The organism is Stutzerimonas stutzeri (assembly GCF_018138085.1).
GTDB lineage: Bacteria > Pseudomonadota > Gammaproteobacteria > Pseudomonadales > Pseudomonadaceae > Stutzerimonas > Stutzerimonas stutzeri_AI.
This window is the reverse complement of sequence record NZ_CP073105.1, coordinates 4,319,732-4,337,710: the sequence shown is the minus strand read 5'-3', so window position 1 is coordinate 4,337,710 and position 17,979 is coordinate 4,319,732. Positions and strand designations below refer to the sequence as shown.

18 protein-coding genes are annotated in these 17,979 nt (G+C 63.5%); 6 read left to right on the top strand and 12 right to left on the bottom strand.

The window, feature by feature from the left end:
* Positions 1-3: 3 nt before the first annotated feature.
* The 8 genes from tssK to KCX70_RS19895 form a co-directional block, all read right to left on the bottom strand.
* A complete protein-coding gene (tssK, locus tag KCX70_RS19930) occupies positions 4-1,335 on the bottom strand; it encodes a type VI secretion system baseplate subunit TssK (protein ID WP_212618586.1) in 1,332 nt (443 codons plus the stop codon).
* A 3-nt stretch (positions 1,336-1,338) separates the two neighbouring features.
* Positions 1,339-1,818, bottom strand: a complete 480-nt coding sequence (gene tssJ, locus KCX70_RS19925) for a type VI secretion system lipoprotein TssJ (protein WP_212618585.1) — start codon at positions 1,816-1,818, stop codon at positions 1,339-1,341.
* Between the two features lie 5 nt (positions 1,819-1,823).
* A complete protein-coding gene (tagH, locus tag KCX70_RS19920; protein ID WP_212618584.1) occupies positions 1,824-3,017 on the bottom strand; it encodes a type VI secretion system-associated FHA domain protein TagH in 1,194 nt (397 codons plus the stop codon).
* A 20-nt stretch (positions 3,018-3,037) separates the two neighbouring features.
* Complete coding sequence (locus KCX70_RS19915; RefSeq protein ID WP_021210200.1) at positions 3,038-3,172, bottom strand: hypothetical protein; 135 nt, start codon at positions 3,170-3,172, stop codon at positions 3,038-3,040.
* 437 nt (positions 3,173-3,609) lie between these two features.
* Positions 3,610-4,014 (bottom strand): phosphate ABC transporter substrate-binding protein, encoded by a 405-nt coding sequence (locus KCX70_RS19910; protein ID WP_212618583.1) that lies wholly within the window; start codon positions 4,012-4,014, stop codon positions 3,610-3,612.
* Positions 4,015-4,025: 11 nt separating this feature from the next.
* Positions 4,026-5,186 carry a hypothetical protein gene (locus KCX70_RS19905; protein ID WP_212618582.1) on the bottom strand — a complete coding sequence of 387 codons (1,161 nt, stop codon included), beginning with the start codon at positions 5,184-5,186 and terminating at the stop codon, positions 4,026-4,028.
* 20 nt (positions 5,187-5,206) lie between these two features.
* Positions 5,207-6,829 (bottom strand): methyl-accepting chemotaxis protein, encoded by a 1,623-nt coding sequence (locus tag KCX70_RS19900; RefSeq protein WP_212618581.1) that lies wholly within the window; start codon positions 6,827-6,829, stop codon positions 5,207-5,209.
* Positions 6,830-7,030: 201 nt separating this feature from the next.
* Positions 7,031-9,211, bottom strand: a complete 2,181-nt coding sequence (locus tag KCX70_RS19895) for a malate synthase G (RefSeq protein WP_212618580.1) — start codon at positions 9,209-9,211, stop codon at positions 7,031-7,033.
* A gap of 277 nt (positions 9,212-9,488) precedes the next feature.
* Here KCX70_RS19895 and KCX70_RS19890 point away from each other — a divergent pair, with 277 nt between their 5' ends.
* On the top strand, positions 9,489-10,007 hold the full coding sequence (locus KCX70_RS19890; protein ID WP_212618579.1) for a glycine cleavage system protein R: 519 nt from the start codon (positions 9,489-9,491) through the stop codon (positions 10,005-10,007).
* A gap of 7 nt (positions 10,008-10,014) precedes the next feature.
* Here the strand turns inward: KCX70_RS19890 and rarD are convergent, their stop codons facing one another.
* Entirely contained in the window at positions 10,015-10,908 is an 894-nt protein-coding gene (gene rarD / locus KCX70_RS19885) for an EamA family transporter RarD (protein ID WP_212618578.1), read from the bottom strand.
* A gap of 195 nt (positions 10,909-11,103) precedes the next feature.
* On the opposite strand from rarD, the gene KCX70_RS19880 reads away from it, so the two are divergent.
* Both KCX70_RS19880 and treF read left to right on the top strand, forming a co-directional pair.
* Positions 11,104-11,871, top strand: a complete 768-nt coding sequence (locus KCX70_RS19880; RefSeq protein WP_102853094.1) for an SDR family NAD(P)-dependent oxidoreductase — start codon at positions 11,104-11,106, stop codon at positions 11,869-11,871.
* Positions 11,868-13,493: an alpha,alpha-trehalase TreF gene (treF, locus tag KCX70_RS19875; protein ID WP_212618577.1), complete on the top strand. Its 1,626-nt coding sequence runs from the start codon at positions 11,868-11,870 to the stop codon at positions 13,491-13,493. The genes KCX70_RS19880 and treF overlap by 4 nt, the downstream gene beginning before the upstream one ends.
* Positions 13,494-13,647: 154 nt before the next feature.
* Here the strand turns inward: treF and KCX70_RS19870 are convergent, their stop codons facing one another.
* From KCX70_RS19870 to KCX70_RS19860, 3 genes are read right to left on the bottom strand one after another with little or no spacing between them, the layout of a single operon-like run.
* Positions 13,648-14,139, bottom strand: coding sequence for an LEA type 2 family protein (locus KCX70_RS19870; RefSeq protein ID WP_021206421.1), 492 nt, complete (start codon positions 14,137-14,139; stop codon positions 13,648-13,650).
* 3 nt (positions 14,140-14,142) lie between these two features.
* A complete protein-coding gene (locus KCX70_RS19865) occupies positions 14,143-14,904 on the bottom strand; it encodes a slipin family protein (protein ID WP_021206422.1) in 762 nt (253 codons plus the stop codon).
* A gap of 3 nt (positions 14,905-14,907) precedes the next feature.
* The gene (locus tag KCX70_RS19860) at positions 14,908-16,287 is read right to left on the bottom strand and encodes an NfeD family protein (protein ID WP_212618576.1); all 1,380 of its coding nucleotides are present in this window, start codon (positions 16,285-16,287) and stop codon (positions 14,908-14,910) included.
* Positions 16,288-16,492: 205 nt separating this feature from the next.
* On the opposite strand from KCX70_RS19860, the gene KCX70_RS19855 reads away from it, so the two are divergent.
* From KCX70_RS19855 to KCX70_RS19845, 3 genes are all read left to right on the top strand, one after another.
* Positions 16,493-17,326: an MBL fold metallo-hydrolase gene (locus KCX70_RS19855; protein ID WP_212618575.1), complete on the top strand. Its 834-nt coding sequence runs from the start codon at positions 16,493-16,495 to the stop codon at positions 17,324-17,326.
* On the top strand, positions 17,326-17,532 hold the full coding sequence (locus KCX70_RS19850; RefSeq protein ID WP_212620413.1) for a hypothetical protein: 207 nt from the start codon (positions 17,326-17,328) through the stop codon (positions 17,530-17,532). Before KCX70_RS19855 ends, KCX70_RS19850 begins: the two co-directional genes overlap by 1 nt.
* A gap of 106 nt (positions 17,533-17,638) precedes the next feature.
* The gene (locus KCX70_RS19845; RefSeq protein ID WP_003301559.1) at positions 17,639-17,797 is read left to right on the top strand and encodes a YqaE/Pmp3 family membrane protein; all 159 of its coding nucleotides are present in this window, start codon (positions 17,639-17,641) and stop codon (positions 17,795-17,797) included.
* Positions 17,798-17,979: the final 182 nt, after the last annotated feature.

Below are 17,979 nucleotides of genomic sequence, written 5' to 3'. Positions count from 1 at the left end.
CGGTCAGTTCCTGATCGCCCAGAATTTCAGCTCAAGCCCGGTGAATTCGCCGGACACATGGAAGGCGAAGCCGCCGGAGCGCTCCAGTTGCGCCAACTCCTCGGAGTTGAGCTCCAACGCGAAGTAGGTCTTGCCGGAATGGAACGGGATCTGCCGCGGCGCGACGGGCAGCGGTTTGACCTTGATTCCCGGCAGGTGCAGGTTGACCAGCTGGCGGATGCGCTCCACCGGACCGACCTTGAGGTGAGCCGGCAGACGCGTGCGCAGCTCTTCGGAGTCGCATTGGGCGCTGGCAGCAAGCACGAACGAGGCGCTGCCGAGCAGCTTGTGGTCGTGCAGCGGCGAGACCTGGATGCCGTACTGACGCTGCTGCAGTAGCAGTTCGATGGCGTGCTGTTCGAGCACCATCGACAGCACCTGGCGGATCGCATCCATCAGTTTGCGGAACGACAGCCCCTGATCGTTATGCAGGTAGCGGCCATCCAGGCGCGGGCGTTTGGTCTCGCTGGAGAACGTCGCCAGCTCACCCAGCAACCCCAGCAGTTCTCTATAGATATGTTCGGGGTGTATCCGGTCGATGCCCATGTAATGGCGTAGCACGGGCTCGTAGCGGTTGATCAGCTGCAGCATCATGAAATCGCCGACTTCCGCGCCGCCCACCTTGCCGGTTGCACGAATTCGCTCGGCGAGGATGTCGCCGCGATGGCCGAGCATGCTGATCACTTCCTTGAGGCAGGACAGCAGGTAGCTGGACGCCTGGAAGTCGATGAAGGTCGGAATGTATTCTGGGTCGAGGCTGATGACCCCGTCCGGGGTGGTGTCGAGGATGTCGCAAAGCTTGAGCTTTACGTAAGCCTGATCGCTCTGTTGCTCACCCAGCAGCAGGCGAAAGTCCGGTCGGCCGGTGCTGACCTGGCTACTGCTGCTATCACCGGCGTTGGAGTCGGCGACTTCCTCATCGAACGCGGTGTAGCGCGCCAGCACGTCCTTCTGCTCCGGCCGACGGCTTTCGATGTGGTTGCCAGTCACCAGCGGTAGTGCCAAGTAGACAGGTGTATTGCCGGTATTGGGCGGCACGTCCAGGGCCAATGGTTCACGCTCGGCGCCAATCTCGAACAGGCTGCCATCCGGAAGCAGGCCACTGGCCTGGCTGAGCACCAGCTTGCCCATGTTGAGAAACTGGCGGTCAATCTCCAGCTCGAAAAAGCCCCAGGCGTAATGGCCCAACTTCTGGGTTCGCAGCTTGAGCTGCGCGTCGTAATAACGGTCGCTTTGCTGGAAGTGCTGCGGACGCAGCAGCATGCCCTCCTGCCAGATCACCTTGTTCATGCTCATCGATCAGTTCCCCTTCGTGAGCGGATCGACGGTTTGAATGCCGCGCTCGTCGAGACGCAGCTCGATACGGTTCTGCGCCTTGTGCTCAAGGGGGATGACGAAACGCCAGCTCGATTCGGGCAGGTCACGGTAGGCGGCCAGCACACCGACGTAGCGGCTGCCTTCCTGGACGAAGAGCTTGAGGTCGCGCTGCTCGCCCGGGCGCAGTTCCAGCTCTTCCTGGATCACCAGGTCCGGGGACAGGGCTTCCTTGGGTCGCTGGTAGAGCGAGAAGAAATCGGCGTTCTCGAAGGCCACCGGATGCTTGAGTTCCAACAGGCGAATCACGATGGGCGAGGGCCGGTCGTTGAGGTCGGGATTGAGCCGGTCGCTTCCTTGTAGCGACAGGTCCAGCTTGGTCAGGTCGGAATTTGGCGATAGCGCCGAGCAACCGCCGAGCACAGCCAGCGCTGCGATCAGCGCGGCGGGGAGAAAGCGAGACATGGACATCATCCTTGAAGGTCGGTGTTGAGCGTGGCGATCAGGCGTACCTGTTCCTCGTACGTCTGGGCGAAATCGCGGGCGAACAGCCGTTCGCTCCAATCGTCGTCACGTTGCATGGCCAGATGCAGGCGCTTATAGGCGCGCCAGCGGGTCCCTGCGGTGGCAATCAGCGGTTTGTTGTCACGCTCGAAGCGCAATGCCAACTGGTCTGGGGAGAATTGCTCGAGCATGCTCTTGATGGCCGCGCGGCTCGCGGCCAACATGGCCACCTGGTGTGCCTGCAGGTCGCGATAGGCGCGCCCCACGGCCTGTTCGGCCGGCAGCTGACCCGCTTTGCCGCCGCGTAACAGCAGATTCAGCGCTTCGCCACTGTCGATACTGTGTTTGAGCGGGTTGTTTCCGGCGCTCTGCACGGTAGTAAGCGACAGGCGCATCTCGTTTTTCAGCTCCCCACGGGTGCGCAGCGCCTGTTGCAACCCGCCGACGCTTTGCTTGAGCAGGCCGGCAGCCTTGAGCGCCAGCGCCTGGCGAGGCTCCTCGTCCAGGTCGTCCAGATTCACGCCTAGCGCCTCACCGAAGCGAGTCCAGAAACCCTGCGGTAGGCACTCTGGCTCTGGCGGAGTCTTGGCTCGAGCAACTGGCTTGGGCATCACCAGCTCAGGAACCTGCAAGTTCTCTTCGTCGATTTGGGCGTAGTCGCGCTGCTGGGTATGCGCGCGAGGCGGGGCGAGCACGGCAGTGAGATCGTCGACTTCGGCATAGACCCGCTCCTGCTGGTCCATTGCATTCAGCGGATCGAGATCGAGAAAGGCGTCGTCGGGAATGATGCTGCCGGCTGGCTGCGGGCGGCCGATATCGCCTTCGAAAGAGGCCGGGTCCCGAATCAACCGCGCCCTGATTTCGAAGTCGCCCAGGCAATAGACACTGCCGTGCTCGATGCGCTGCGCTTGGCCCTTGTCCAGGCTGGCGCCAGTATCCTTGAGCTGGATGCCATTGCTGCTGGTGTCGGTGAGGAAAAAGGCGCCGTCCCGGTAGCTCACTTCTGCGTGGCGGCTGGACAAGACACGCTTGCGGTCCGGGATTACCCAGTCACAGTCCTCGGCACGGCCGATGATCCCGCCGGCCTGCTTGAAGGTCTTGCTGCTGATGAGGCCGGGCGCAAATTGCTGCGCACTGACCATATCGAAAACCAGTTCCATGGTTCCTTTCTCCTGGTGGGTCAGTTGCTGCGGGCAGGCGCCTGCGGATCGCCCAGCGGGCGATATTCGTCATCATTGAATTTGTAGTTGCCGGAGCAACCGACGAGGGCGAGGGATACGGCGAATAAAACGAGGGCGCAATAGCGGGCTAGCACGCGATTTCCTCCTTGAAAGCGTGTGGGCAGACGGCCCCACTTGCCGAAAACGGCGAAGCGAGACTCAGGCTGAGTATTGAAGTTCACTCGCTTGTCTGCGTGGGTGAACGGGGTCACGAAACGGGGCGGGGCCGGCACTGAAACGAGAGCTAGGGCTATAAATGTGCTCGCCGGGCCTAGGTCACGGCATGGCCATATAGGCAAGCGCAAGGAGACGTCAGACTAGATGGGCTAGAGCGAGACGGAACAGTCCTGCCGGCAGCAGGACGATGAGCCGCCAAGGACTGATACGCCCGATGCATGCCCACCAGCGCTTCCCTATGCACATACAAGCATTCCGGAGCAGGAACGCGCGGTGGCCAAAAAGAAACCCCGCCAGCAGGCGGGGTTCTTCATCGGGAAGGCCACCGGGAGCGGCCTGCTGGCGTGACGTCAGCTTAGGGCAGGGTGAACAGCACCTTGACCGAATCGTTGACCGCGGCGCTGTCGACATAGCCAATGGCGTCGGCCTCGGCCGCAACCTTGGCGACCACTGCCGCGTCGTCGGCGACGCTGGACATCGGCTGGCCTTTGCCGGTGAACACCAGGCCGGACCAGTAGGACTTCAGCTGCGACTCGTTCTTGCTGGTGACCGCGGAATAGAAACTGTCCTTGGCCGACGTCCAGTCCTTCAGGTCCACGCCCTTCATGGACTTGTCCTTGCCCAGGAAGATATTGGCGACATCGGACTGCGATGGCGTCTTGGCTGCGCCGGGATTGACGATCACGGCGACCTCGGCCTGGGCCATGGCAGCCATGCCGAGCAGTGCCGCGCTGCCGAGAATGCGAAGGGATACTTTCATCAGGACGCTCCTCAGAATACGAAATCGACGCCGACGGAAACGATGTCGCCGTCGTAGTTGCGAGCCGGGGCGCCACGGGTACCGGCGCTGAGGTCGTACACAGCGTTGTCGAATACTTCCTGAGCGTTGCGTGTGAAGACGCCGTCATAGCCATTCTTGGTGTCGACGCGCTTGTACTCGCCTTTGACCACGACGGTCGGGGCGGCCTGGTAGTTCAGGCCCAGGGTCCAGGAGCTCTGGCGACCGCCGTTGTCGTCCAGCTGCGCGTAAGTGACGTGTGGCAGGAAGTCGCCGAAGCGGCGGCCGCCCATCAGGTAGAACGAATCGATCGACTCCATGTCGTCGTTCTCGATCATGCGCGAGGTCCACTCGTTGCTGCTGATCCAGGTGCCGTTGTCGTACTGGTAGCCGATCGAGGTGAACTTGCCTTTCTCTTTATCGAGTCTCAGCAGACTGAGGGGCATCATCATGCCGCCGCCGACATTCACCGTGCCGCTGATATCGGTCTTGATATCGGCCTCGACATAGCCGATGCGCAGCGTGCCGAAATCGTTGGTCGCCAGGCTCACGCTGGCGCCGAACAGGTTGCCGTAGTCGATATCGAACTGCTCGTCGTAAGCGTAGTAGTCACGGTCCTTAGCTTGACCACCCGCGACCTGGAAGGTCACCGAGCCGTAGGACAGCGGCAGGGTGTAGACCGCGTCGACACCCTCGTAGCTGGTCACCTGGACCTGGCTGTAGACCTCGTCGGGCAGGCGCAGCCAAGGGTAGCTGTAGCCGACGTCGAGGCTCTCGGAGTACATGTAGACCGGGCTGCGCAGACGACCGGCGCGCAGCATCAGCTGGTCGTTGGTCTGCCAGGAAAGGTAGGCCCACTCCAGGTTGGCCTTCCACTCATCCTGCTGCGCCTTGGCGGTGGCCTGTACGGTCACGCCGACGGTGTCGGTCACGCCATAGCTCATCTGCGCGCCGAACTTGGACAGCTGGTCGCCGCGCCAGGAATCGTTGGTCTGGCCTTGTACTCCATAACTGCGGCCTTCGTCCTCGCCACCCAGGTGGGTCACGCCGACAGTGCCGAAGCCGTTGAAGCGGTGCTCACCCTGCTCCAAGGCGAAGGCTTGAGTGGTTGCCAGGCAAACGGCTGCCAGGCCGATAACACGTACTGCGGTCATCAGGTTGCTCCTAAAGCAATTTAAACGCGGAATTGGGCCGTGGCCGCACGCAGGTGATCGCCCGTGCTGACCAGTTGCTCGCCCAGCCGGGCGGTGGCTTCGGCGCCGTTTGCGGTTGCTTGTGCGTCCTGCTGCAACACTTGGGTTTCTTGTTGGATGGAACTCGACAGGCCGATCTGCTCCTGGGTGAACTGGGCGATGCCGGCGTTGAGTTCGTCGATCTGGTTGACGGTGAGGGCGATGGTTTCGAGCAGTTGGGTCGCCTCGACCGAGCGTTCGATGCTCGAGCGCGACTTCTCGCCATTGCTGGTCATCACGTTGAGCACGGTATTGGCGCTGCTTTGCAGGCGCTGGATGATCTGCTGGATCTCGGCAGTCGATGCGGCTGTCTTTTGCGCCAGGTTGCGCACCTCGTCGGCGACCACGGCAAAGCCGCGGCCTTGCTCGCCGGCACGGGCGGCTTCGATGGCGGCGTTGAGCGCCAGCAGGTTGGTCTGCTCGGCGATGCTGCGGATCACCGTCAGCACCGAGCCGACTTCCTGGGTCTCTTCCTCCAACTGCTCCATCGCTTGCACGGCGCTCATCACGCTGGTGCCAAGATCGCTGATGCCGCTGGCGAGACTGCCGATGTGGTCGCGAGCGGTGGCGGCCTGGCGGGCGGCCGAGTTGGCTTCTTCGGAAGCCTGCTGCGAGCGCTGTGCGACCTCCTGGATGCTGCCGGTCATGGTGAGGATGTCGCGAGTGATCGAGTCGGTATGGTGCTGCTGCGACTTGGCGTTCTCTTCCGAGCCTTGGGTCAGCTTGTACAGTTCTTTGGAAACCTGTCCGAGCGGGCTGGCCGCCTCGATGATCTGGCGAATGGTGCGCTGCAATTTGTCGAGAAAACCATTGAACAGCTCGATCATGGCGCCGATTTCGTCGTTCGATTCGACATTCACGCGCCGGGTCAGGTCGCCGTCGCCGCGAGCGATGGCTTGCAGCGAGGCGATGACGCCGCGCACGTTGGCCATCACGCTGCGGATCACCAGCCAGGCTCCGGCACTGACCACCACGATCAACACCAGGCTCAGGATGATGCCGAGGCGGGTTGTCCGCTCGTTGGCCTCGCGGGCTTCAGCCAGGGTCTGCTGGAAGTCCTGATAGGCGCCGGTACGGAAGTCGGCCGCAAGTTTCTGCGCCTGGCTCAGGTCGCTGGCCATGCGGTCGAGATTCGGGCGCAGATCGTCGAAGGAGGCACTGCCGTCGATCAGTTTCGCCGAGGCGCTCAGGGCGTTCTCGGCGTAGGTTTTCACCGCACTGCGCCAACTGTCGAGCGCCTGCCGACGTTGTGGCTGGCTGCTCAGCAGCGCTCCCAATGCCCGCTGCTCGGTATCTATCTTGCCCAGCGCATCGCGGGCCTCGTCGAGAATGCCCGGTTCCCCCGCTGCCACCGCATTGTTCAGCAAGCCCGGAATGCGCGAGAACTGAAAGATCACTGCATCGGCTTTTTCCAGCGTCGGGTAGCTCTGGGTTTCCAGCATCACCAGTCGCGAGTCGGTCGCCGACAGCTGCAACGAGGTGTAGCCGACGTAGAGGATCAACCCGAGCAGCGCGACGGCAGGCACCAGCGACAACTTCGCGGTCAGCGAGAAATTCTTGAACATGCATCTACTCCACGGCGGGCGGCGGATACTACGAGATGTGAGCCGATAGCCAAATGCCATCTATCGGGTAAATTGTGACTGGATTTGCCGAAGCGGTCACGTTATCGGTTGTCGCACGCCGAACTTGAGCGCCGCTGAGCGGAAATCAGGCCCAAAAAAAAGCCGCCCCGAGGGGCGGCTCTGGTGCTGCTGCGGCGTGGCTTACAGGCCGTTTTTGGCCTTGAACTCGCGGCGACGACGATGCAGGACCGGCTCGGTGTAGCCGTTGGGCTGCTTGGTGCCTTCGAGCACCAGCTCCAGTGCGGCCTGGAACGCGACATTGTTGTCGAAGTCCGGTGCCAGCGGGCGGTAGGTCGGGTCACCAGCATTCTGGCGATCCACCACCGGCGCCATGCGCTTGAGGCTCTCGACCACCTGCTCCTCGGTTACCACGCCGTGACGCAGCCAGTTGGCCATGTGCTGGCTGGAGATGCGCAGGGTAGCGCGGTCTTCCATCAGCGCGACGTCGTTGATGTCCGGTACCTTCGAGCAACCGACGCCGGCGTCGATCCAGCGGACCACGTAGCCGAGGATGCCCTGGGCGTTGTTGTCCAGCTCGTTGCGCTTCTCTTCCTCGCTCCAGTTGGTATTTGGCGCCAACGGGATGGTGAGGATGTCATCGACCGAGGCCTTCTCGCGCTTGGCCAGCTCGGCCTGACGGGCGAACACGTCGACCTTGTGGTAGTGCATCGCGTGCAGGGTCGCAGCGGTCGGCGACGGTACCCAGGCAGTGTTGGCACCGGCCATGGGGTGGCCGATCTTCTGTTCGAGCATGCTCGCCATCAGGTCGGGCATGGCCCACATGCCTTTGCCGATCTGCGCCTTGCCCTGCAGGCCACAGGCGAGGCCTACGTCGACGTTGTTGTTCTCGTAGGCGCCGATCCATTTTTCTGCCTTCATCGCGGCCTTGCGAACGACCGGGCCGGCTTCCATGGAGGTATGGATCTCGTCACCGGTGCGGTCGAGGAAGCCGGTGTTGATGAACACCACGCGCTCGCGCGCTTCCTTGATGCAGGCCTTGAGGTTGATGGTGGTGCGGCGTTCCTCGTCCATGATGCCGACCTTCAGCGTGTTGCGCGGCAGACCGAGGACGTCTTCGACGCGGCCGAACAGCTCGGTGGCGAAGGCCACTTCTTCCGGACCGTGCATCTTCGGCTTGACGATGTACATCGAGCCGGTACGGCTGTTGGCACGGGTGGTGTTGCCTTTGAGGTTGTGCACGGCGATCAGGCTGGTGAACAGGCCGTCCATGATGCCTTCGGGCACTTCGTTGCCGTCCTTGTCGAGGATGGCGTCGTTGGTCATCAGGTGGCCGACGTTGCGGATGAACAGCAGCGAACGGCCGTGCAGCGTCAGCTCGCCATTGCCGTCGGCCTGGGTGTAGACGCGGTCCGGGTTCATGGCGCGGGTGATGCGCTTGCCGCCCTTTTCCAGTTCCTCGACCAGATCGCCCTTCATCAGGCCGAGCCAGTTGCGGTACACGACGGTCTTGTCATCGGCGTCGACGGCCGCGATGGAGTCTTCGCAGTCCATGATGGTGGTCAGTGCCGACTCCATCAGCACGTCTTTGACGCCGGCTGCGTCGGTCTGACCGATGGGGCTGGTCGGATCGATCTGGATCTCGAAATGAATGCCGTTGTGCTTGAGCAGCACGGCGATCGGCGCATCGGCGGCGCCCTGGAAGCCGCGAAGCTGGGCGGGGTCCTGTAGGCCGGTCGTGCTGCCGTCTTTCAGCGAGACGACCAGCTTGCCGCCGTCGATGCGGTAGCCGGTGGAATCGGCGTGGGAACCGGATTCCAGCGGCGCGGCTTGATCGAGGAAGGCACGTGCATAGGCGATGACCTTGTTGCCACGCACTTCGTTGTAGCCCGGGCCCTTGCTGGCGCCACCTTCTTCGGAAATCACGTCGGTGCCGTAGAGCGCGTCGTACAACGAGCCCCAGCGGGCGTTGGCCGCGTTCAGGGCGAAGCGTGCATTCATGATCGGCACGACCAGCTGCGGGCCGGCCATGCGGGCGATTTCTTCGTCGACGTTTTGTGTAGTGGCCTGGAAGTCTTCGGCTTCTGGCAACAGGTAACCGATATCCTGCAGGAAGGCTTTGTAGGCCACCGGATCGTGAGCCTGACCGGCGCGGGCCTGGTGCCAGGCATCGATCTGCGCCTGCAGGTCGTCACGCTTGGCCAGCAGCGCGCGGTTCTTCGGCGCCAGGTCGTGGATGACGCTGGATGCGCCGGTCCAGAAGGCATCGGCGTCAATACCGGTACCAGGAATCGCTTCGTTGTTCACGAAGTCGTACAGGACTTTGGCGACCTGCAGGCCACCGACTTCAACGCGCTCAGTCATTACTCGCCTCACTTGGTTCTTCTTCAAATCCGTCGGACAGTTCTTCTTGTAGTCCGGGTCGGCGGATACTACATGAAGCCGTTTGGAAAATCAGTCCGCCAAAGGGACCGTTGGAGACGCATTGCCGGATCACGAGCCGGTGCTCGATGCGCATGAAAAAACTGGCCCTGCGCGGCGATGACGGTAGATTGTTCTATACCTAGGGGGCAGGACGCCAAGCGCAGTCCATGCCCACCGTTAAGCGCGCCGCCGCCGTCCATAGCCAGAGGAGTCATCGATGGATCATCTCGTCCTAACCGTCATCGCCGAGGATCAGCCAGGGCTGGTCGAGCGCGTGGCCAAGTGCATCGCCGAGCATGGCGGCAACTGGCTGGACAGCCGTATGTCGCGCATGGCCGGACAATTTGCCGGGATACTGCGGGTGGCGGTGCCAGCCGACGCGCATGCCGACCTGGCCGATGCGCTACAACGACTGGAGCAGCAGGGTATCCGGGTGGTATTCGCCCGCAGCGGCGAGGTGCCCGAGCGCCCCTGGCGAATGATCCAGTTGCAGCTGGTCGGCAATGACCGCGCCGGGATCGTGCGCGACATCACCCGCCTACTGGCCGGGCACGGCATTAACGTTGAAAGCCTGAACACCGACGTCCTGCCCGCGCCGATGACCAACGAGCTGCTGTTCCATGCCGACGCACGCCTGGCGGTACCAGCCGAGCTGTCGCTGGACGACCTGCAGCAGCACCTGGAAACCCTGGCCGACGAATTGATGGTCGAACTCAAGCTGCAGCCGACCGAGTGAATCACCCTCAGGCCACCGGGCCCTTGCGCATCAGCCGCCAGGCGTCATAGCTGTACACCGCCAGGCCCGCCCAGATCCAGATGAAGGCGAGCTGGCGGTCAGCGGGGAACGGCTCGTTGAATACCCAGACGGCCAGCACCAGCAGCAACGTTGGGGTGATGTACTGCAGAAAGCCCAGGGTCGAATAGGGCAGGTGGCGCGCGGCGGCGTTGAAGCACAGCAGCGGCAACAGCGTCACCGGCCCGGCCGCGACCAGCCAGAGCGCTTGCGGATCGGTCCAGAACGCCCATTCGGTGCTCGGGCCGCTGCCGAAGAACAGCAACCAGCCCAGGGCGATAGGCAGTAGCAGCCAGGTTTCCACGACCAGACCCGGCAACGCTGCCACCGGGGCCTGTTTGCGCAACAGGCCGTAGCTGCCGAAGCTCAGCGCCAGCGTAATGGAGACCCAGGGGAAATCACCAAGCGTGATCAGCTGCAGCGCCACCCCGACGGCCGCCATCGCCACCGCCAGCCACTGCAACGGACGCATACGTTCGCGTAGCACTATCAGGCCGAGCAGCACGTTGACCAGCGGGTTGATGTAGTAGCCCAGGCTCGCTTCGAGCATGTGGTCGTGGTTCACCGCCCAGACGTAGATCAGCCAGTTGCACGCGATCAGCACGCTGGAAATCATCAGCACGCCGATCCGCCGGGGATGCGCAAGCAGTTCCTGCCACCAGCCCGGATGACGCCACAACATGAGCACCAGCGTGCCGAACAGCGCCGACCAGATGGCGCGCTGGGTGACGATTTCCAGCGCCGCGTACTGCTCGATGGACTTGAAGTAGAGCGGGAACATGCCCCAGATGCAGAAGGTCGTCAGACCCAACAGATACCCTTTACGCAGATCGGCAGTGGCCATGAATGTCCCGGAACGCAGCAGCACGGAGCCGGCCATTTTGCGCCAGTGCGATGGGGTTTGTCTGCCGTCGTGACTGCCCTGCGTGGCCATTAAGCGCCTCGCCAACAGGCGGCGTTGAACGCCTCCGGCGGCAGTCCGTCTGAAGATGACGAGCCAGGGGGCGCCGCGGCCCCCTGCAGCCATGCGAGGTATGCGATGAAATTGCAGAACAAGGTCGCGCTGGTCACCGGCAGCTCCCAGGGCATCGGCCGTGGCATCGCCGTCCGCCTGGCCGAGGAGGGCGCCGATCTGGTGATCAATGGCCGGCATGATGACGACGAGTCCCGGGAGACTCTCGAACAGGTTCGCGCACTCGGTCGCCGTGCCTGTTTCATTGCCGCCGATGTCGGGGTGGTCGCCGAATGCCAGCGGTTGGTTACCCAGGCGATCGAGCAACTGGGGCGTCTCGATATTCTGGTGAACAACGCTGGCGTGCAGCGGCACAGCCCGTTTCTCGGCGCCGGCGAAGGCGATTACGACCTGGTGCTCAACGTCAATCTGCGCGGGCCGTTCTTTCTTGCCCAGGCGTTCGCGCGTCACCTGCGGGACACGGGACGGGGCGGGCGGATCATCAACAACAGCTCGGTGCATGAAGAGCTGCCGTTCCCCAACTTCACCAGCTACTGCGCCAGCAAGGGCGGGCTGAAGATGCTCATGCGCAACCTGGCGGTCGAGCTGGCGCCGCTGGGCATCACGGTCAACAATGTCGCGCCGGGCGCGATCGAGACGCCGATCAACCGGGCCCTGATGAACCAGCCGGAAAAGCTGTCCGGCCTGCTGGGCAACATTCCCGCCGGTCGCCTCGGCCAGCCGCGCGACGTGGCCGGTGCCGTGGCCTTTCTCGCCTCGGACGAGGCCGACTACATCACCGGTACTACACTGGTGATAGATGGCGGACTGCTACGGAATTACAGCGAGCAATGACCGATACCGATCCGAGCCCCTTCGATTACGACACCCGTGCGGTTTCCGCGGCGGATACCCTGACCCCGGCAGACCGTTACCAGGAACTGTTCGTCGCGGTGCAGACGCAGCGCGTATTCCCGGACAGCAAGACCTTCGTCGACTGCGCCCCGCGGCAGCATCCCGAGCGAATTCTCGAGGCCTATCGGGCGCGCAACCAGGAGCCGGGTTTCGACCTGAAATGCTTCGTGCATGAGCATTTCGAGGTCTACCAGCGTAAGCCGACCGAGTTCGTCGCCGATCCGGACAACAGCCTGAGCGAACACATCGATCGGCTGTGGCCGGTCCTGACCCGCCAGCCGCGAAAGCACCCGGAGTTCTCCTCGCTGTTGCCGTTGCCTCACGACTACGTGGTGCCTGGCGGCCGTTTCACCGAGATGTACTACTGGGATTCCTATTTCACGATGCTCGGCCTGGATGAGAGCGGGCACTGCGAACTGTTGCGGTCCATGGCCGACAACTTCGCCTACCTGATCGACACCTACGGCCACGTGCCCAACGGCAACCGCTCCTACTACCTGAGCCGCTCGCAGCCGCCGGTGTTCGCGCTGATGACCGATCTGTTCGAAGAGTCGGGCGTGCACAAGGCCCACGACTATCTTCCGCAGCTGCGCAAGGAGCATGCCTTCTGGACCGAGGGCGGCGACCAGTTGCGGCCCGGCGAAACCCACCGCCGCTGCGTCTGCCTGGCCGACGGCAGCGTCCTCAACCGCTACTGGGACGAGCGCGACACGCCGCGCGAGGAGTCCTATCTCGAGGATGTCGAGACGGCCCGCTCTTCAAGCCGGCCCGCCCATGAGGTCTATCGCGACTTGCGCGCCGGGGCCGAGTCGGGCTGGGATTTCAGTTCACGCTGGCTGGGCGACCCGCAGCGCCTGTCGAGCATTCGCACCACCAAGATCGTCCCGATCGACCTGAATTGCTTTCTCTACCACCTCGAGCGCCAGATCTGCCGCCTCAGCGAGGCGAAAGGCTGGCACTCCTGTGCCGAAGAGTTTCGTCAGCGGGCACAAGCGCGTATCGCCGCGATCGATCGTTACCTGTGGAACGAGCAACAGGGGGCCTACTTCGACTACGACTGGTCACTCGGCCAGCCGCGCGACAACCTCACCGCGGCTACGTTGACGCCGCTGTTCGTCAAGCTCGCCAGCGAGCAGCAGGCGGCCCGGGTTGCCGATGTCGTCCGTGACCGATTGCTGGCGCCGGGGGGATTGTCGACCACCGAGATGAGCGGTACCGGCGAGCAGTGGGATCGCCCCAACGGCTGGGCGCCCTTGCAGTGGATCGGCATTCGCGGCCTGCAATATTACGGTCATGACGCGCTGGCGCTGCAGATCGAGGAGCGCTGGCTGAAGATCGTGTCGCTGCTCTACGAGCGGGATAGCAAGTTGGTGGAAAAGTACGTGCTGCGCCCCAGTGCCGAGCATGCCGGTGGTGGCGAGTACCCCTTGCAGGACGGTTTCGGCTGGACCAATGGCGTGACCCGCAAACTGATGCAGGAAGACCCGACCCACGAGGCCCACCGCTGCCGCGCGGGGCAATGCCGGCCGGAATGGGCTGATTCGATGGATGATCAGAGTTGAGCGGCGGAATCGAGGTCTCAGGTTGAGCTTCGTGGGGCCGCATTCGCCGCGAGGGCGCGACTCCCACAATAAAGCGGCGCGGTGTGGTTTTTAGCTTTGTGGGAGGGGCGACCTCGGCGCGAAGCTTTTGATCTTGTGCCCATCTGGCACTGCGTCAGGGCGTGCGTCGATAGGGACTTGCCAGCGTATCGGGCAACTCCAGGGTGCCTTTCTCGACGAAACGCTGGGTACCGAACAGGCCTCCGGCCAGCTTGCCGCGCAACACGTAAGGGACTTCGTCGAGCCCGATGTGCTCGGCCAGCCCCAGCGCCTGGCGGGCGGCGGAAAATGCCGAGACGGTCACCGGCACGCTGAGCACGGTCTCGCCAAAGCGCGGCACGCTGCCACGCGCATCGCTGACTCCACTGGCCAGGCGCCGACCGTTGACTTCCAGATCCAGCGCCACGCCGTTGTAGTCGAGCGCCATGTCGTTGGGATTCTGGATCCTCAGCTTGACGTTCATGCGCAGTTCCAGCCCTTCGCCGGGCAATGGCTGGATGCCGGCGACCTGGACGTTGAGCGGATCGCGTTGGCTGAACGCCGCACAGCCCGACAGGACCAGCAACAGCACTGACAACAGCGCAAGGTACGATGGGATTCGGCGCATAGGCTACTCGGATTTCCTGGTGAGTTTGTCCAGCCCCTGCAACAGTTCCATGGGCAGCGGGAAGACAATGGTGGAGTTCTTGTCGCCGGCGATGTTGCTCAGCGTCTGCATGTAGCGCAGTTGCATGGCGCCAGGTTGGCGGCCGAGCATCTCGGCCGCTTGCATCAGTTTTTCCGAGGCTTGCAGTTCGCCCTCTGCATGAATGACCTTGGCGCGCCGCTCGCGTTCCGCCTCAGCCTGGCGGGCGATGGCGCGGATCATCGACTCATCCAGATCCACGTGCTTGATCTCGACGTTGGCCACCTTGATGCCCCAGGCATCGGTCTGCGCGTCGAGCACCTGCTGGATGTCGTTGTTGAGCTGTTCGCGCTCGGCCAGCATGTCGTCCAGATCGTGCTTGCCGAGCACGGCGCGCAGGGTGGTCTGAGCCAGCTGGCTGGTCGCCGAGTGATAGTCCTCGACCTGGATGATCGCCTTCTCGGCATCCAGAACGCGGTAATAGACCACGGCGTTGACCTTGACCGAGACGTTGTCGCGCGAGATCACGTCCTGGGTCGGTACGTCCAGTACCAGCGTGCGCAGGTCGACTCGCACCATCTGCTGCAGACCGGGTATCACCAGGATCAGCCCCGGCCCCTTGACCTTCCAGAAGCGGCCCAGCTGGAACACCACCCCGCGTTCGTACTCACGCAGAATGCGGAACGCCGATGCCAGTAGCGCTATCAGCAGCACCAGCACGGCGATGAAGCTCATTTCGAAACCCATGATTCACCTCTTCTCGGTTGGCGGCGCGTCGGCCGCGGTGACGTCCAATAGCAGTCCGCGTCTGGCCATGATGCGGACCCGTTGACCGGGCCGCAGGGGCGTCGGGCTCACCACCTGCCAGTGTTCGCCCTGCAGCTGCACCCAGCCGTGGGCGGAATCGTTCGCCTTGATGCGGGTCACCGTCACCAGGCTGCCGACCAGCTCGGCATCGCCGCTGACCAGGCGTTGCCGGCGCGCCTTGAGCGCCATACTGACGATGGCAAACAACAGCAGCGCGCTGACCACTGCCAGGGTGCCGATCAAGCTCAATGGAATGCCGTAGCCCGGCACATCGGTATCGAACAGGATCACCGCGCCGGTGATGAAGGCGACGATTCCGCCCAGGCCGAGTACGCCGAAGCTGGGAATGAACGCCTCGGCGATCATGAAGCCGAGCCCCAGCAGGATCAGCGCCACGCCGGCATAGCTCACCGGCAGCAGCTGCAGCGAGTACAGCGCCAGCAACAGGCAGATGCCGCCGACCACACCACCCGCGCCGGTGCCGGGATTGGAGAACTCGAAGATCAGACCATAGACGCCGATCATCATCAGGATCAGCGCCACGCTGGGGTTGGTGATCACCGCCAGCAGGCGCACCCGCCAGTCCGGATCGTAGCGATCCAGGGTGGCGTCGGCGGTGTGCAGCGTCCGTTCTCCTGTACGGGTCTGCAGGGTCTTGCCGTCGAGCTGACGCAGCAGGTCAGCGAGATCCACCGCGATGTAATCGACCACCTGGAGTTCCAGCGCCTCGCTGGCCGACAGGCTGACCGCCTCGCGCACGGCCTGCTCGGCCCACTCGGCGTTGCGCTCGCGCAATTGCGCCAGTCCGCGAATGTAGGCGGACGCATCGTTGACCTGCTTGCGGCTCATGGCGTCGCCGTCTTCGCCTGCTGGCGCTTGCTTGTCCGGTGGGTCATCCGGCGGCGCGGCGGGCGTACCGCCGATCTGCACGGGGGTAGCGGCGCCGAGGTTGGTGCCCGGGCTCATTGCGGCGACGTGGCTGGCATAGAGCATGTAGGTGCCGGCGCTGGCGGCGCGTGCCCCGCTGGGCGTGACATGGGCGGCGATCGGTACGGGGCTGGCGAGGATTTCCTTGATGATCGCGCGCATCGAGCTGTCCAGGCCGCCGGGCGTATCGAGCTGCAGCACCAGCAATTGGGAATCGGTCTGTGCGGCGTGCCGAATGCCGCCGACGACATAATCGGCACTGGCCGGCCCAACGATCCCGTCGAGCCGCAGGACCGTGACCGGCGCTGCCGCCTGGGCCGCACCCGCGAGGAGCAGCCATCCCATCAGCAGCAGCGCCGACAGCCAGGTTGGCGGACAGTGAACGCGGCTGAACATGACGTGTTCCTCCCGAGGACAAAATGGAGCGGCAATGGCCGGTCATACCCAAGAGGATAGTTCAGCGGGCCAGGTCCCTGTTCTGCCGCGGGCGCTTTCTCCGGCGAAGTCCAAACGGGCTGAACTCTAGGGCGCCGTCGGGCCTCAGAACGTTGACGAGGTCGCATTTGGTTCGGCGACCCGTGGCCCGGCATGGGAGTGTCTTATGCGTATTCATCACCTCAACTGCGGCTGCATGTGTCCGGTGGGAGGACGTTTGTTCGATGGCTTCAGTCCGGGACTGACCGCCAGTCTGGTGTGCCATTGTCTGCTGATCGAGACCGAGCAACACGGCCTGGTGCTGGTCGATACCGGCTTTGGCAGCTGCGACGTGCTGGAGCCACGCAAGCGCCTGAGCGCCTTCTTCATCGCGCTCAACAACATCAAGTTCGAACGCCGCTTCACCGCAGTGGAGCAGATACGCCAGCTGGGTTTCGCCCCGCAAGACGTCCGGCATATTCTTCTGACGCACCTGGATTTCGATCACGCTGGCGGCTTGGAGGATTTCCCCGAGGCGCAGGTTCACGTGCTGCAACGCGAAATGGACGCGGCGCGCTCTACCCACAGCTTCGTAGGCCACCAACGCTATCGCCATGCGCAATGGGATGGCGTGCGCAACTGGCAGTTCTACGAGCCGGGTGGCGATACCTGGTTCGGCTTTCAGGCCGTCAGGGAATTGCGCGGTTTGCCGCCGGAGATTCTGTTGATTCCGCTGACAGGGCATACACACGGCCATGCCGGCGTCGCGCTGCAGTGCGACGACGGTTGGCTGCTGCATGCCGGTGACGCCTATTTCTATCGCGACGAAGTGGGCCAGAACGAGCGCCACTGCTCGCCGGGGCTGCGGCTTTATCAGCGCATGATGGAAGTGGATCGCCCGGCGCGCCTGGCCAACCAGCACCGGCTCTGGACCCTGTCGCTGGAGCACAAGCACGAGGTGACGCTGTTCTGCAGCCACGATGCCAAGGAGCTCGAGCGCATGCGTGCGGGGGCGCGCTGATGCCGCTGCGGGACGAGCGCGTCGGCAGCGCCGTGCGCACCGTGATGCGGTACGCGCGCTGGGTCGGTCTGGTGGCCTGTTCGCTGGCCGGGCTGGGCTACCTGCTCATCGGTCAGTTCAACATGGCCGGCCTGATGCTGGCGCTGGCGGCGCTGTCCTGGATCAACATTCGCCGCAAGCGTGACAATCATTCCTCCCGGGGTTGATCACCCGGCCAGACGCCGTGCCTGACGAGGGTGGCCAAGGAACCCCTGAAGGCCGATCGGGTCGATTCACCATACGCTTACAGCAGGCAGACCCGAGGAAACCCGAATGGACCTGATTCGAATCATCATCGCGATACTTTTGCCCCCGCTGGGCGTGTTCCTGCAAGTCGGTTTTGCTGGGGCCTTCTGGCTGAATATCTTGCTGACGCTGTTGGGCTATATTCCGGGCATCATTCACGCGGTGTGGGTCATCGCGCGACGCTGACGCGCGGCATCGGATGCGTCTAGCCCGGCCGTTCGGCCGGGTTTTTTGTGCTCGCAAGCGAGGCAGTGTAAAGTCCGAGGTCGACTTTCACGTGCGTGGGGCGATCTCGCGCGAATCACCTAGTACTTGCAGGGATCAGTGCGTTTGGCACCAGCGCCACGCAGCTGCCCGAGCGATCGTGC

What these genes read in the sequence shown, in the direction of transcription:
- tssK (WP_212618586.1), bottom strand. Translation starts at nt 1,335, where the DNA reads ATGAGCATGAACAAGGTGATCTGGCAGGAGGGCATGCTGCTGCGTCCG.
- tssJ (WP_212618585.1), bottom strand. Translation starts at nt 1,818, where the DNA reads ATGTCTCGCTTTCTCCCCGCCGCGCTGATCGCAGCGCTGGCTGTGCTC.
- tagH (WP_212618584.1), bottom strand. Translation starts at nt 3,017, where the DNA reads ATGGAACTGGTTTTCGATATGGTCAGTGCGCAGCAATTTGCGCCCGGC.
- KCX70_RS19910 (WP_212618583.1), bottom strand. Translation starts at nt 4,014, where the DNA reads ATGAAAGTATCCCTTCGCATTCTCGGCAGCGCGGCACTGCTCGGCATG.
- KCX70_RS19905 (WP_212618582.1), bottom strand. Translation starts at nt 5,186, where the DNA reads ATGACCGCAGTACGTGTTATCGGCCTGGCAGCCGTTTGCCTGGCAACC.
- KCX70_RS19900 (WP_212618581.1), bottom strand. Translation starts at nt 6,829, where the DNA reads ATGTTCAAGAATTTCTCGCTGACCGCGAAGTTGTCGCTGGTGCCTGCC.
- KCX70_RS19895 (WP_212618580.1), bottom strand. Translation starts at nt 9,211, where the DNA reads ATGACTGAGCGCGTTGAAGTCGGTGGCCTGCAGGTCGCCAAAGTCCTG.
- KCX70_RS19890 (WP_212618579.1), top strand. Translation starts at nt 9,489, where the DNA reads ATGGATCATCTCGTCCTAACCGTCATCGCCGAGGATCAGCCAGGGCTG.
- rarD (WP_212618578.1), bottom strand. Translation starts at nt 10,908, where the DNA reads ATGGCCACTGCCGATCTGCGTAAAGGGTATCTGTTGGGTCTGACGACC.
- KCX70_RS19880 (WP_102853094.1), top strand. Translation starts at nt 11,104, where the DNA reads ATGAAATTGCAGAACAAGGTCGCGCTGGTCACCGGCAGCTCCCAGGGC.
- treF (WP_212618577.1), top strand. Translation starts at nt 11,868, where the DNA reads ATGACCGATACCGATCCGAGCCCCTTCGATTACGACACCCGTGCGGTT.
- KCX70_RS19870 (WP_021206421.1), bottom strand. Translation starts at nt 14,139, where the DNA reads ATGCGCCGAATCCCATCGTACCTTGCGCTGTTGTCAGTGCTGTTGCTG.
- KCX70_RS19865 (WP_021206422.1), bottom strand. Translation starts at nt 14,904, where the DNA reads ATGGGTTTCGAAATGAGCTTCATCGCCGTGCTGGTGCTGCTGATAGCG.
- KCX70_RS19860 (WP_212618576.1), bottom strand. Translation starts at nt 16,287, where the DNA reads ATGTTCAGCCGCGTTCACTGTCCGCCAACCTGGCTGTCGGCGCTGCTG.
- KCX70_RS19855 (WP_212618575.1), top strand. Translation starts at nt 16,493, where the DNA reads ATGCGTATTCATCACCTCAACTGCGGCTGCATGTGTCCGGTGGGAGGA.
- KCX70_RS19850 (WP_212620413.1), top strand. Translation starts at nt 17,326, where the DNA reads ATGCCGCTGCGGGACGAGCGCGTCGGCAGCGCCGTGCGCACCGTGATG.
- KCX70_RS19845 (WP_003301559.1), top strand. Translation starts at nt 17,639, where the DNA reads ATGGACCTGATTCGAATCATCATCGCGATACTTTTGCCCCCGCTGGGC.